Source organism: Streptomyces niphimycinicus, from assembly GCF_018883605.1.
Classification (GTDB): domain Bacteria; phylum Actinomycetota; class Actinomycetes; order Streptomycetales; family Streptomycetaceae; genus Streptomyces; species Streptomyces niphimycinicus.
In genome coordinates, this window is sequence record NZ_JAHLEM010000599.1 from 1 (window position 1) to 13,770 (window position 13,770).

Here is a 13,770-nt window from a genome sequence, read left to right on the forward strand (position 1 = left end):
CCGCCGCCAAGGCCGACGCACCCGCCACCTCGACCGTGACCGCGCCCGCGACCGCGCCCGCGACCACCGCATCCGCCATCTCCCCCGCCGACCTCGCATCGCGGGCGCCCGGGCTGGTTGGGGCCTTCGCCGCGGCCGGGGAGGCCATTCAGGCGCAGGGGCTGGCCGGGCAGCGGGCGGTCGTCTATCTCGTGCTGGACCGGTCCGGGTCGATGCGCGGGTACTTCAAGGACGGCACGGTTCAGCACCTGGCCGACCAGGCGCTCGCCCTGTCCGCGCAGTTCGACGCCACCGGCACCGTGCCCGTCGTGTTCTTCTCCACCGACATCGACGGCACCGCCGACCTCGAGCTGGACCAGCACACCGGCCGCATCGAGGAGCTGCACGGCTCGCTCGGCCACATGGGGCGGACGAACTACCACACCGCCGTCAACGCGGTCATCGAGCACTACAAGGCGTCCGGCACCACCGACCCCGCGTTCGTGATCTTCCAGACGGACGGTGCGCCCACCACCAAGACCGCCGCCGAGAAGGCGCTGTGCGAGGCGGCGGGGCTGCCGCTGTTCTGGCAGTTCCTGGCGTTCGGGGACCCGGAGGCGAAGGGGTTCGACTTCCTCCGGAAGCTGGACACCGCGCCCGCGCTGGCCGTCCCGGAGAAGCGGGCGGTCGACAACACCGGCTTCTTCCACGCCGGGCTCGACCCGCGTACGGTCGCCGACGCCGAGCTGTACCGGGAGATCCTGAAGAAGTTCCCGGGCTGGCTGGCCGCCCGTACACAGGGCTGACCAGGGGCCGCACCACATCCGGCAACCCACCTGGCACCACACCGGGGGCCATCCGCCGCGGAAAAAACGCCGCGCGGGTGGCCCCCGTCACTCGGATACGATATGGGCGGCTCAGTAGAGCTGGACGTCACTTACCGTATCGACTCGGGAGCAGCCTGCAATGGCTCGACACCTCATCACCAGCGCCCTTCCCTACATCAACGGGATCAAGCACCTGGGCAACATGGTGGGGTCCATGCTCCCGGCCGACGTCTACTCCCGCTATATGCGCCAGCGCGGCCATGACGTCCTCTACATCTGTGCCACCGATGAGCACGGCACCCCGGCCGAGCTGGCCGCCAAGGAGGCCGGGCTGCCGGTCGACGAGTTCTGCGCCCAGCAGCATGAGGCGCAGAAGGCGATCTACGACGGCTTCGGGCTCGCCTTCGACTACTTCGGCCGCAGCTCCTCCGCGCAGAACGTGCAGATCACCCAGACGATCGCGCGTGAGCTCAAGGCAAACGGCTTCATCGAGGAGCGCTCGATCCGCCAGGTGTACTCCAACGCCGACGGCCGCTTCCTCCCCGACCGCTATATCCAGGGCACCTGTCCGCACTGCGGCTACGACAAGGCCCGCGGCGACCAGTGCGAGAACTGCACCCGCGTGCTCGACCCGACCGACCTGATCGACGCCCGCTCCGCGATCAGCGGCAGCAGCGATCTGGAGGTCCGGGAGACCAAGCACCTCTTCCTCCTCCAGTCCAAGCTGGCGGAGGAGGTCGCCGCCTGGGTCGACGAGCGCGGCAAGGACTGGCCGACGCTGGCCTCCTCGATCGCCCGCAAGTGGCTGAACGAGGGGCTCCAGGACCGGGCGATCACCCGCGACCTGGACTGGGGCGTGCCGGTGCCGGCCGACACCTGGCCGGAGCTGGCGGCCGAGGGCAAGGTCTTCTACGTCTGGTTCGACGCGCCGATCGAGTACATCGGGGCCACCAAGGAGTGGGCAGACCTCGACCCGGAGAACCGCGACTGGAAGTCGTGGTGGTACGACGTGGACGAGACCGTCCGCTACACCGAGTTCATGGCCAAGGACAACGTCCCGTTCCACACGGTGATGTTCCCGGCCACCCTCCTCGGCACCCGGGACGCCTGGAAGAAGGTCGACTACGTCAAGGCGTTCAACTGGCTGACGTACTACGGCGGGAAGTTCTCCACCTCCCAGAAGCGCGGGGTGTTCACCGACGCCGCGCTCGAGGTGCTGCCCGCCGACTACTGGCGCTACTTCCTGATGGCGAACGCCCCGGAGTCCGACGACACCTCCTTCACCTGGGAGCACTTCACCGCCACCGTCAACAAGGACCTGGCCGACACCCTCGGCAACTTCGTCAACCGCGTGCTGTCCTTCTCCCGTAAGCGGTTCGGCGACGAGGTCCCGGCCGGGAAGGCCGCCGGGGAGGCGGAGGAGCGTCTGGGCGAGGAGATCGCGCGGCTGCTGGCGGAGTACGAGGAGCACATGGACACGCTCCAGTTCCGCAAGGCCGCGGCGGCGCTGCGCGCCCTGTGGAGCGCGGGCAACTCCTATCTGGAGGAGAAGGCCCCCTGGCTGGAGATCAAGACCGACCAGGAGGCCGCGGCCCTCACCCTGCGTACGGCGATGAACCTCATCCACCTCTACGCGATCGTCTCCGAGCCGTTCATCCCGGCCTCGGCGCGGGCCATGCGGTCGGCGTTCGCGCTGAGCGAGGACACCGCGGTCTGGGTCGGTCAGGAGGAGGCGAAGGCGCTGGCGTCGGTTCCGGCGGGCACGGCCTTCACCGTTCCCCCGGTGCTCTTCGCGAAGATCACCGAGGAGGACCTGGAGTCCTTCCGGGAGCGCTTCGGCGGTGCGGAGCAGAACGGGAACGGCGCCGCGTAGCGGTCGGCGAACGGGCGCCGCGCAGCCGCTCATGCGCGTGTTGATCGCGCGGCAACCGTTCGTTTAGTCCCCTCGGTGACCCTGTGGAGTCCATAACCACCGGGGAGTCGAGGAAGCAGTGCCGGACCCACGTGTCACGGTGACGGTCCACGGCCCCGACCCGCTCAGCCGGGCCGGGGTCGTGCGTCATCTACAGCATCAGCCCAGCGTCGAGCTGGTCGACCGGCCATGCCCGCCCGGCGAAGAACCCCGTGGCGCGGTCGCCGTCATGCTCGCCGAGCGCCTCGACGACCGCGCCGGGGCGGAGCTGCGCCGTCTGGTGCGGGGCGGGCGGCAGCGGGTGGTGCTGATCGCGGGCGAGCTGCGTGAGACGGAGCTGATGGCGGTGATGGAGTACGGCGTGCAAGCCGTCTTATGGCAGCACCGGACCACGCCGAAGCGGCTGTTGCGCGCCGTGCACCGGGTCGCCCGCGCGGACCGTGGCACACCGTGCGGCGTGGACCGGAGGCTTTGACCCGAGGCTGTGGCCCGAGGGCTTCAGAGGTCCGTGCCCTCGTGGGTCGCGTCCGGGTCGACCCCCAGCGTGAGGCTTCCGGTGACGCCCTTCGCGATCTTTCCCTTGCGGTACTCGAGGTTCAGCAGACCGCCCTGTGCGCCATTGCCCGGGGTTGGCAACTGCTCGTCCGGGAGTGAGTAAGGCCGGTTTAGCTCGATCGTGTGATGGTCGGCTTCTGGCCTTGCGGCGCCACAGGCGGGTTGGGTTAGCGTGGCTGTGCGATCTGGGACGCCGGGTGCGGTGCCGGCGTGCGGGGCCCCTGCTCCACCAGAGAGATGGTTCAGGGCCTCCCCGTCGCCTCTGGCCGTATCCACATGGCCAGGTCGTGAGGGACTCCGCCTGCCCGGCTCGGACCACGGACGCGATTCGTGTCGCCGCCCGGGACGCGAAAGCGGACGACCAGGGGGTACCTCCCAGCGGTAGCTGGGGGAGTGCCCAAAACCGTTCGGGGCGTGCCAGTGAGCGGACTCACTCCCGCTCACTGCCCAGGAATGGTAGATCCCGTCCTCGTCGAGGGTGGTGCGCCGGTGGTGCTGGTGTTGTACGGGGCCACCTCAGCCGTCGGTGGGCGGTGTCCCAGTCGGCGGGGTGCCGCCCCCGCCGCTGCTCGAACTCTCATAGCCCGAGTAGAGCCCCAGCGCGTCGCAGTGCCAGATGTCGACGGCCGCCTTCGCCACCGGTTTACAGGCGTCGGAGTCGATCACTTTGAGGCGGAGGGTCATCGGGATGCCCTCCTTGTGCTCGGTGATGTCCTTTCTGATCTTGTCCGCGTCGATGTAGTACGGCCCCTCGGTGGTCTCCGAGGTGAGCCGGTAACAGACCTCCCCGGACGGGGCGGAGGCGGAGGCCGACGGGGTGGCGGAGGCAGCGGAGGTCTCGCCCGCCGAGGCGGTGGTGGCGATGGCCGTTCCCAGGCCCGCCGCCGCGACCGCCGCGCCGCCCGCCACCACGACCCGCCGCCTCGTCAGGTCCCGCTGGGAATCGAGGTCGTTGCTCTGCTGTTCGGTCATGGCCCGGGACAGTAGGGAGGCAACCTGGCAGCCCCATGGGTGCCCGCTGTGAATGGCTGTGCGAAGCGCGTCATTCGGCCATCCGCCGCAGACGCGGGGCGGGGGCGCGCCGTTCGGCACGCCCCCGCCCTGTAGGTCTCTCGTCCGGCCCGGCTACTCGGCGGGCTTCTCGGCCCCCTCGGCCGTCTTCTCCGCCTTCTCTGCCTTCTCGGCCTTCTCGGCCTTCTTGACCTGCGGCGGCTTGCGCACCGACAGGTGCAGCTCCCGCAGCCGGGTCTCGTCCACCTCGCTGGGCGCGCCCATCAGCAGGTCCTGCGCGTTGCCGTTGAGCGGGAAGGCGATGGTCTCGCGGATGTTGGGCTCATCGGCCAGCAGCATCACGATGCGGTCGACGCCGGGGGCGATACCACCGTGCGGCGGGGCGCCGAAGTGGAACGCGCGCAGCATGCCGCCGAACTCGCGCTCGACCTCTTCCCGGTCGTAGCCCGCGATCGCGAACGCCTTGTACATGACGTCCGGCTCATGGTTCCGGATGGCGCCGGAGGACAGCTCCACCCCGTTGCAGACGATGTCGTACTGCCACGCCAGAATATCCAGCGGGTCCTTGGTCTCCAGGGCCTCCAGACCGCCCTGCGGCATGGAGAAGGGGTTGTGGGAGAACTCGATCTGCCCGGTGTCCTCGTTCCGCTCGAACATGGGGAAGTCCACGATCCAGCAGAAGCGGAAGACGCCGTCCTCGAAGTGGCCGGTCCGCTTGGCGGCCTCGACCCGCACCGCGCCCATGATCTTGGAGACCTCGTCGAACTCACCCGCGCCGAAGAAGATCGACGTGCCGGGCTTGCCCTGGACCTCGGTGATCAGCTTCTCGACGTCCTCCTCGGTGAGGAACTTCGCGATCGGCCCGGTCAGCTTGGCGTCCTCGCCGATCCGGACCCAGGCCAGCCCCTTGGCGCCCTGCTCGACCGCGAACTCGCCGAGCTGGTCGAAGAACTTCCGCGGCTGGTCGGCGGTGTCCGGCACGGCCAGCGCGCGTACGTGCTTGTCCGCGAACGCCTTGAAGCCGGAGCCCGCGAAGATATGGCTGACGTCCCGCAGCTCGAGCTGGGCCCGCAGATCCGGCTTGTCGGAGCCGTACTTCAGCATGGCCTCGCGGAACGGAATCCGCGGGAACGGCGAGGTCACATGGCGGCCGCCGCCGAACTCCTCGAAGAGCTCGGTCATCACCTTCTCGATGACGCCGAAGACGTCCTCCTGCTCGACGAAGCTCATCTCGACGTCGAGCTGGTAGAACTCGCCCGGCGAGCGGTCGGCGCGGGCGTCCTCGTCGCGGAAGCAGGGCGCGATCTGGAAGTAGCGGTCGAAGCCCGCGATCATCAGAAGCTGCTTGAACTGCTGCGGGGCCTGCGGCAGCGCGTAGAACTTGCCCGCGTGCAGCCGGGAGGGGACCAGGAAGTCCCGGGCGCCCTCCGGCGAGGTGGCGGACAGGATCGGGGTCGCCAGCTCGTTGAACCCCTGCGCGGTCATCTTCTGCCGGATGGCGGAGATGACGGCGGAGCGCAGCATGATGTTGCGGTGCATACGCTCGCGGCGCAGGTCCAGGAAGCGGTACTCCAGGCGCCGTTCCTCGCCGACCCCGTCCTCGGGGAAGACCGTGAAGGGCAGCGGGTCGGCGGCGCCGAGCACCTCGACGTCGGCGACCTCGACCTCGATCTCGCCGGTGGGCAGTTCGGGGTTGACGTTGTCCGCGCCACGCGCGATGACCCGGCCGTCGACGCGGACGACGGTCTCCTTGGTGATCGAGCTCAGCGCCTCGTTGGCGGGTGTGTCGGGGCGCACCACCAACTGGACCAGGCCGTAGTGGTCGCGGAGATCGATGAAGAGGATGCCGCCCAGGTTCCGTCGATTGTGGAGCCAGCCGGAGAGCCGGACGTCGGTGTCGACGTCAGCGGCGCGGAGCTGACCACAGGTGTGCGACCGGTACCGATGCATCATTCATCCAAGTCGTCTGATCGGGAGGCGTGCGTACCCTCGTGAACTTCCGGCCAAGCCTACCGGCGCCACGACCCTCGCTGGTAAGCGGTCGGCAAATCCCCATAAGGTAGTGCAATGCGCACCGAGGACCTGCTGGCCGCCATAGCGACCGGCCTATGGCGTTGGGACAGTGTCTCGGGCGCCGTCAGCTATGACGCGGAGGCGGCCCGGCTGGTGGGCCTGCCCGCCGAGGCCACCACCCTTCCCGAGGCCGCCGCCCGCGCGTGTTTCCACCCCGCGGACTGGCTGGAGGTCAAGGCGATCGTCGACCTGGCGGTGGCCGAGGGCACGCTGGCCGAGGCCCGGCTGCGCATCGTGGACGAGAAGGGCACCGTACTGCGGACCGTACGCACCCGGTCCCGGCCGATGGCACGGGGCGGCAGCGAGGACGGCTACCACCTGCTCGGCACCCTCCAGGAGGTCCCCGACCCGCTGCCCGGCACCTCGGCCGCGGGCCCGCCGGTCACCGGCGACTGGCGCCGCAACCGCGAGGCGTTCCTGCTGGACGCGGGGCGGGCGCTGGCGGAGGCGATGTCCACCGCCGAGGTGCTGCGGGTCGCGGCGGGGCTGTCCATGCCGGGCTTCTCCCCGGAGGGGCTCGCGGTCTTCGGCGTCCAGGGCGAGCGGATCTCGGTGATCGGCCACCACGGGCCGCGGGCGGGGGCCGATCACCCTTTTCATGACATCGGGCTGGGCAGCGACTATCCGGCGGCCGAGGTGGTCCGCACCGGCCGGGCGGTCTATCTGCCCACGCCGGAGGAGTACCGCGGCCGGTTTCCGGCCGCCTGGTCGCTCGGCCGGCCCCGTAAGCGCCGGTCCTGGGCATTTCTGCCGCTGATCGTCGCGGGCCGCACCATCGGCGCGTGGATGGCCGGATTCGCCCATCCGGTGTCGTTCTCGCCCGATGAGCGCTCGGTGCTGACCACGATCGCCCGGATGCTGGCCCAGGCGCTGTCCCGCACCGCGCTCCAGGAGACCGAACGGGAGCTGGCGGACGGGCTCCAGCGCTCGATGCTGCCCGCCAGCAAGCCCGATATCCCGGGGCTGACGGTGGCCGCGCGCTATGTGCCGACCGGCGGCGGGCTACAGGTCGGCGGCGACTGGTATGACGTGATCGGGCTGCCCTCGGGCCGTACCGCGCTGGTGATCGGCGATGTGCAGGGCCACGATGTACACGCCGCCGGGATCATGGGGCAGCTACGGATCGCGGTCCGGGCATACGCCTCCGAGGGGCACCACCCCGACGCGGTGCTCTCCCGCGCCTCCCGCTTCCTCGCCGGGCTGGCTGCGCCGGATGGTCCTGACGGCTCTGCCGGCCGCTACGACCCGAGATTCGCCACCTGCCTCTATATGGAGGTGGACCCGGTCGCCGGCACCCTGGACATCGCCCGCGCGGGCCACCCCGACCCGGCGGTCCGGCTCGCCGACGGCACGATGATGGTCCGGCCCACGGCGGGCGGGCTGCCGCTGGGCATCGACCCGGACACCGACTACCCGACCACCCGGGTGGTACTGGAGCCCGGCGAGACGCTGCTGATGTGCACCGACGGGCTGATCGAGACCGGCGGCCACGATCTGGAGACCGGCTGGGACCGGATCCGTAAGGTCTTCGAACGGCCCGCCACCCTCACAGACGACCCCGGCACCCTCACACACGACCCCGGCGCCCTCACGAACGACCCCGGCACCCTCCCCACCGGCGCCCTCCCCACCGATGGTCTCGACTCCGACGATCTCGAAGCCCTCGCCGACTCCCTGGTGCAGGCCGTGCACGGGCCGCCCTCCCACCACACCACCGGTCCGCTCGCGGACCGGCGCGAGGACGACATAGCGCTGCTGCTGATCCGCCGGGAGGCGGAGGTGTGCCTGGTCGGGCCCGGTTCGGCGCCGGTGCGGCGGACGGCGGTCACGGTCGCGCAGGCCGAACCGGAGCGCATAGCCGGCACCCGGCAGCAGTTGCGCGACATGCTGCACGACTGGGCGGACCCGGACCAGGTGGAGTCGGCGGTGCTGATGCTCTCCGAGATGGTCACCAACGTGCTGGTGCACACCGACGGGGACGCCCTGCTGGTGGCCGAGGTCAGCGGGCGGCACGGGGCCCGGCGGCTGCGGCTGGACGTCGCCGACAGCAGCGATGAGCTGCCGCACCGCCGGCGGCCGGGCGAACTGGCCTCGTCGGGGCGCGGGCTGCTGCTCCTGGAGATGCTCGCCGACAACTGGGGGGTGGATCCGCGGGGCGACGGCAAATGCATCTGGTACGAGCTGTACGAGGCCGCGCCGGATGGCGCGGCCCCTCCATCCCCGCCCGACGGCGCCTAGTCCTCCTCGGCCGTGCGTGGTGTCGGCTCAGGAGACACGCGCGCTTGAGGCTTGCGGGCCGCACACGGCGTGTGTCATGCCCCCTCCCGCGACCAACGGCCCGGCTCCCACGAGTGACGGGCGGGGCAGCCGGGACGGTGCAGAGGGAGCCGGGACGTTCAGCGGAAGAGCCGGGAACCAAGCGGGCGTTCTTCGTCGAAGCCGGGAAGTATCAGGAAGGTCGCGCTGGCGGTCGTGGTGGTGAATTCCAGCAGGGCGTCGGAATTGTCCATATGGGTGAGGGTGTTGGTGAAGGTCCGTATGTCGTTCTGGAAGCTCATGAAGAGCAGGCCGGGGGCGGCTCCGTCGATGCTGTAGGAGCGACGGAGCATGAGGCCGACGCCGACCGCGGTGGCATGCGCCCTGCGGGCATGGGCGTCCGCCGGGACGAGGTAGCGTCCGTCCGGCGTTTTGGCCCCGAGGTCCGGGCCCGAGGCGATGGGGCCACCGGAGAGGGGCACGCCGGTGGCTCGGCGGCGGCCGAAGACCGCTTCCTGTTCGGCGACGGACAGCTTGGCGAACCGCGGCAGATCGAGTTCCATGCGTCGTAGTACGGCAAGGGTGCCGTCGGCGACCGGAGCCGGTCCGGACAACCACAGGTCGCGTTCCTGTTCGGCCCTGGTGTGGGGGCCCACGATGCCGTCGACGAAACCGAAGAGGTTCCGGGGCGCGGCACGGCCCCGATCCACCGGCACGTTCGCACCACGGACCCCGGACTGCCGCCAGCGTTCCCGTATCCGGTCACCGGCCTGCCCCAGCAGCGCGGCAGTCACCACCGGTACCACCAAGGCGTCGCCGGCGCAGATCTGTATCAGCAGATCGCCACCGCGCGCGCGGGAGGCGATCCGTTCGCGGGAGAACCGCGGGAGGTCCTTCGCGCCGGGCAGGGCAGGATCGACCGTGCGCACCAGCCGGGGGCCCACCCCGATCGTCACGGTCAGATCGCCCGGCGGGAGGCCCATCAGCCGTGCGTCGGTCCCCGCGGTGAGCGTGCGGATGGCCTCGCCGAGTTCGGCCAGCAGCGGACGGACAGGCACCTCGTCGACGAGGTCGGCCACCACGGCCAGCAGGTTCCGCTGGGCTGGTTGTGGAAGCGTGATGCCCGCCTGGTGCCGGCCCACCGCCGACACCGGCGGGGTCGGCGCAGGGGCATCGGACCGGTCCGGCGGGGCGGAACTCGATTGGCACCCGGCGGAGAGACCGACGGCGGTCACCGTGCCGGTGGCACCGAGAAACGCGCGGCGTGACGGGCGAGAGTCGGCTTGGCACACAGTGTGAACTGTGCCATATCCGTATCGGTGCCTGCGACCCTGTCGGCGACCGTGCCAGGATGACGCCATGCCTCGTCTCCGTCTTCGCCTGATGGCCGCGTTACTCGGCACACTGACGCCCGTAATAGTCGGCTGCGGCGCGGACGATGACGGATCGGACGACGGCCGGCGGCCGTCCGGTGCGCATGTGACGATCAACGTGCCGGCCGACGCCCCGACGATCTCGGCCGCGGTGTCTCTGGCCCGGCCCGGCGATCTTGTGCTGATCGCGCCCGGCACTTACCACGAGTCGGTGAAGATCTCCAAGGCTCGCATCACGCTTCGCGGCGCGTCCCGGGACAAGGTCGTCATCGACGGGCGGTTGCGGCAGCCGAACGGCATCGTCGTCGCCGCTCCCGGGGTGGCCGTGGAGAACCTGACCGTGGAGAACAACACCCAGAACGGGGTCCTGGTCACCGGCTCGGCGAAGGCGGCCGCCGGAGCGCCTGGGCAGTCCGGCGGTTACGACACCGGCGACGAGCCCGTCACCTTCCTGAAATCGTTCCTGGTCTCCCATGTGACCGCGACCCGCAACGGGCTGTACGGCATCTACGCGTTCTCCGCGCAAAACGGTGTCATCGAGCACTCGTACACATCGGGTTCGGCCGACTCGGGGATCTATGTCGGACAGTGCAAGCCCTGTCGCATCGTGGTGCGGGAGAACGTCGCCGAACTCAACGCGGTCGGTTACGAAGGCACCAATGCCAGTGGCGACATGTACGTGGTCGGTAACCGCCTGGTCGGTAACCGGGTCGGGCTCACCACCAACTCCGACCATCAGGAGAAGTTGCTCCCGCAGAAGGACGCCGTCATCGCGGGCAACCTGATCGCGGCCAACCAGCAGGCGGCCACCCCCGAACAGGCCGACGGCGGATGGGGTATCGGCATCGGGATCGACGGCGGCAGCGACAACCAGTTCGTCCGCAACCGGATCGCCGGCAACAGCAACGCCGGGGTGGTGATCACCGCAACCGCTGACATACCGCCGAACGGCAACCGGATCCTGGACAACACCTTCGCCGCCAACGGCGTTGACGTCGGCTGGACGTTCCCCACCGCCACCAAGGGACGGGGCAACTGCCTGCGCGGCAACGAGCTGCGAACGACCGTGCCCGCCCGGCTCGCGACCACCGCGTCCTGCCCGCGTCCCGCCCGGTCGCTCTCGCCGTCCGGCACCTGGGCGAAGCCGACGGCACCCGGCGGTATCCCGTTCACCGATGTGGCGGCGCCCAAGCGACAGCCGCAGTTCCCGAACGCCAGGTCCGCGGGGGCCACCGCTGTTCCGGCCGTTCCGGCGCTGCCGGACGACACGGCGGACATCCGGCTGCCGTCGGCGGCACTGCTCGCCGCGGGCGCGCGGGTGGGGACGTCCTGAGCGGCGGCTACCGCGCCGGGGTGACTCCGGGTACCGGCCGGACCGGAACGTACTTCTGAGTGTCGAAATCGATGACCACCGGCCGCGATGCGGAGGCCACGCCGACGCGAACCCGGTACATGGTGCCGTCCGAGCCGATCCAGTAGCGCACGGCACCCGCCGTACCGGACGCACCCGCCGTACCGGACGCACCCGCCGTACCGGATGTACCCGCCGTACCGGACGTGGCACGTTCGGCGCTCGGCCCGGTCATGATGTCCACCTGATGGCCGTCCAACCGGTCCCGTCCAACCCAGGCGGCACCGTTCTGCGGCAGTAGTTCGGCATTGTCCGGCCGGTCGCTGCCGAGCTTCAGCGCGATGGCCAGCGAACTGTCCAGCGAACTGCCGTGCTTTTGCAGCGGACGGCTGTACCAGCCCGACCCCGGCGGCCGTGCCGGTGCCTTCGCCGGGGCGTTCACCATCGGGTGGACGAGCACATTGGCTGCCGTCCACTGGATCAGCCCGTCGCTGGACGTGTCGCGCCCGGTGCCGCGCACCACGCCGTAACCGATCTTGCCGCGGTAGTCGATGGATCCGGTGAAGGTCAGCTCACCAGCGGTGCCCGGCACGTTGATCGTCATGGCCCGTCCGCCCGCCTGGAAGTTGAGGAACCGCGTGACCGCCAGACGGCCCGCCTGATCCGAGGTCAATTCCCTCGGACCGGCAGGGGCGGAGTCGCTGTCGACGACCAGGAACGTGGCCACCGCGACGGCCACACCGCCGATGGCCGCGGCCACCACCCAGCGTGGCCGCAGCCGTCGGCGCTGACCGGCCGCGCGCCGTGAGAAAACGTGTCCGATTTTCAGACTCCGTACCCGGCGGATTGCTAACCCGTTCCGCTTATTCATTCCCTACTCTCCCCCCGATCTTGGGTCACACCCGCTACAGTATCGCTGCTGGTGGGGCGGTTCAGGATGACAATTCAGACTCTTGTGCTGTTTCCATGTGGGAGGCGAGGCCAAGTGCGACTCGTCCGGGAATGGCACTCCCGAGTCCCTGAATTCACCACCTCCGCCAGGATGACCAAGAACGACCGGGCCCACCGAAACAGCGGTGGGCCCTTTTCATGACCGACGTGTCACCCGGGGCCGGGAAACGGATACCCGACCGGAAACGGGTGGTCGGTTCACATCACGAGGGGAGAGTGATGGCTGTGCGAAGAGTATGTGGAAGGTTACGCCGGACAGCCGAGCGTACGGGTCCACTGACACGAGTGGGCCTCTGCGCTTTCGTACTGTTGGGCAGCACCATGGGCGCGACGGCCGGGACGGCCAACGCCTCGACTGGCGACGGCACCCTGACGGTTCAGGTGCTGCGGGATTTCTTCGGCACCGGCGTGATCAACACGACCATGGACGTGCCGCAGCGGGGCATGAAGGTCAAGGTGTCGGACCCGGCAGGCCATCGGGTCACCGGCACCACGGACGCCACCGGAAAGGTGGTGGTCTCGCCGTCGGACGACCTGACGGGCGGTCAGTACCGCGTTGACGTCACCATCCCGGCGCCGTACAACAAGTCCCTCCAGGCGGCGCCGGCCTCGACGGCGGAGAACCACTTCGACAGCTTCACGACCTTCGTGAACGTGTCGGACGGCAAGGACGACTCGGTGATCACCGGCGTCTGGAACCCGGCCGACTACGCGCTGCCGGACACCCGGTACTTCGTGCCGATCCAGAACGGCGCCGGCGGGAACGACACCCGGGCACTGGTGGCGTTCGGGACGGACAAACGAGGTACGTGTCCTGGCGACTCGGCGTGCCCGACCGCGCTCAACACGCAGGCCCAGGTGGGCACGACGTTCGCGCTGGCCTACGACAAGTACCAGAAGCGGATCTTCCAGGGCGCGTTCGCCCGCCGGTACACCCCGTACGGGCCGGGCGGCGGTAACGCGATCTACACCACGCCGACCGACGGCGGGGGCGCGCCGACCCTGTTCGCGAAGGTGCCGGACGCCACGGCGACGCCGCACGACTCCTCCAACATGATCAAGGACGCCGGGTTCACCGATGCGCCGGGCAAGGAGAGCATCGGCGGCCTGGCCCTGTCGGAGGACGGCTCGACGCTGTACGCGGTGAACCTGCGGTCCCGGTCCCTGGTCAGCTTCGACGCGACCGGGACCACGGCATCCGCGCCCAAAGCGACGGTGCGCATCCCGGACCCGGGCTGCGCCACGTCCACCGACTGGCGGCCGTTCGGTCTTCAGGTCCACGACAACAAGCTCTACGTCGGTGGCGTGTGCAGCGCGGAGAGCACACAGAAGCGCGAAGACCTGAAAGCCGTCGTCTACACCTACGACGGCGGACAGTTCGACACCGTGCTGACCCAGCCGCTCACCGCCAAGCGCGGCTCCGTCTTCGGTTCCAACGACGTCGACCAGGCCACCCACTGGAACCCGTGGAACACCTCCCTG

The 13,770-nt window shown here is 69.8% G+C and carries 9 protein-coding genes and 2 pseudogenes; 6 read left to right on the forward strand and 5 right to left on the reverse strand.

The window, feature by feature from the left end:
- Positions 1–35: 35 nt before the first annotated feature.
- The 3 genes from KN815_RS37310 (at position 36) to KN815_RS37320 (ending at position 3,193) form a co-directional block, all read left to right on the forward strand.
- Positions 36–785 (forward strand): VWA domain-containing protein, encoded by a 750-nt coding sequence (locus KN815_RS37310; protein WP_216346281.1) that lies wholly within the window; start codon positions 36–38, stop codon positions 783–785.
- A 160-nt stretch (positions 786–945) separates the two neighbouring features.
- Positions 946–2,679 (forward strand): methionine--tRNA ligase, encoded by a 1,734-nt coding sequence (gene metG / locus KN815_RS37315; RefSeq protein ID WP_216346276.1) that lies wholly within the window; start codon positions 946–948, stop codon positions 2,677–2,679.
- Between the two features lie 118 nt (positions 2,680–2,797).
- The gene (locus KN815_RS37320; protein ID WP_216346277.1) at positions 2,798–3,193 is read left to right on the forward strand and encodes a DNA-binding response regulator; all 396 of its coding nucleotides are present in this window, start codon (positions 2,798–2,800) and stop codon (positions 3,191–3,193) included.
- Positions 3,194–3,216: 23 nt separating this feature from the next.
- On the opposite strand, the gene KN815_RS52640 is transcribed toward KN815_RS37320, so the two are convergent.
- From KN815_RS52640 to aspS, 3 genes and pseudogenes are all read right to left on the reverse strand, one after another.
- Positions 3,217–3,354: a hypothetical protein gene (locus KN815_RS52640; protein ID WP_443732340.1), complete on the reverse strand. Its 138-nt coding sequence runs from the start codon at positions 3,352–3,354 to the stop codon at positions 3,217–3,219.
- A gap of 441 nt (positions 3,355–3,795) precedes the next feature.
- A pseudogene (locus KN815_RS52645) lies at positions 3,796–4,245 on the reverse strand (dioxygenase family protein); the annotation flags it as partial.
- A 153-nt stretch (positions 4,246–4,398) separates the two neighbouring features.
- The gene (gene aspS / locus KN815_RS37335) at positions 4,399–6,234 is read right to left on the reverse strand and encodes an aspartate--tRNA ligase (RefSeq protein WP_216346282.1); all 1,836 of its coding nucleotides are present in this window, start codon (positions 6,232–6,234) and stop codon (positions 4,399–4,401) included.
- A gap of 117 nt (positions 6,235–6,351) precedes the next feature.
- Between aspS and KN815_RS37340 the strand changes: the two genes are divergently transcribed.
- Positions 6,352–8,595 carry an ATP-binding SpoIIE family protein phosphatase gene (locus tag KN815_RS37340; protein ID WP_216346278.1) on the forward strand — a complete coding sequence of 748 codons (2,244 nt, stop codon included), beginning with the start codon at positions 6,352–6,354 and terminating at the stop codon, positions 8,593–8,595.
- Positions 8,596–8,753: 158 nt separating this feature from the next.
- On the opposite strand, the gene KN815_RS37345 is transcribed toward KN815_RS37340, so the two are convergent.
- On the reverse strand, positions 8,754–9,905 hold the full coding sequence (locus KN815_RS37345) for a Dyp-type peroxidase (RefSeq protein ID WP_216346279.1): 1,152 nt from the start codon (positions 9,903–9,905) through the stop codon (positions 8,754–8,756).
- A gap of 67 nt (positions 9,906–9,972) precedes the next feature.
- Between KN815_RS37345 and KN815_RS37350 the strand changes: the two genes are divergently transcribed.
- Positions 9,973–11,319: a right-handed parallel beta-helix repeat-containing protein gene (locus tag KN815_RS37350; protein WP_216346280.1), complete on the forward strand. Its 1,347-nt coding sequence runs from the start codon at positions 9,973–9,975 to the stop codon at positions 11,317–11,319.
- Positions 11,320–11,326: 7 nt separating this feature from the next.
- Here KN815_RS37350 and KN815_RS37355 read toward each other — a convergent pair whose 3' ends face one another.
- Positions 11,327–12,208: a hypothetical protein gene (locus tag KN815_RS37355; RefSeq protein ID WP_253209473.1), complete on the reverse strand. Its 882-nt coding sequence runs from the start codon at positions 12,206–12,208 to the stop codon at positions 11,327–11,329.
- A 401-nt stretch (positions 12,209–12,609) separates the two neighbouring features.
- Here KN815_RS37355 and KN815_RS37360 point away from each other — a divergent pair.
- Positions 12,610–13,770: pseudogene (locus KN815_RS37360) on the forward strand (SdrD B-like domain-containing protein); the annotation flags it as partial.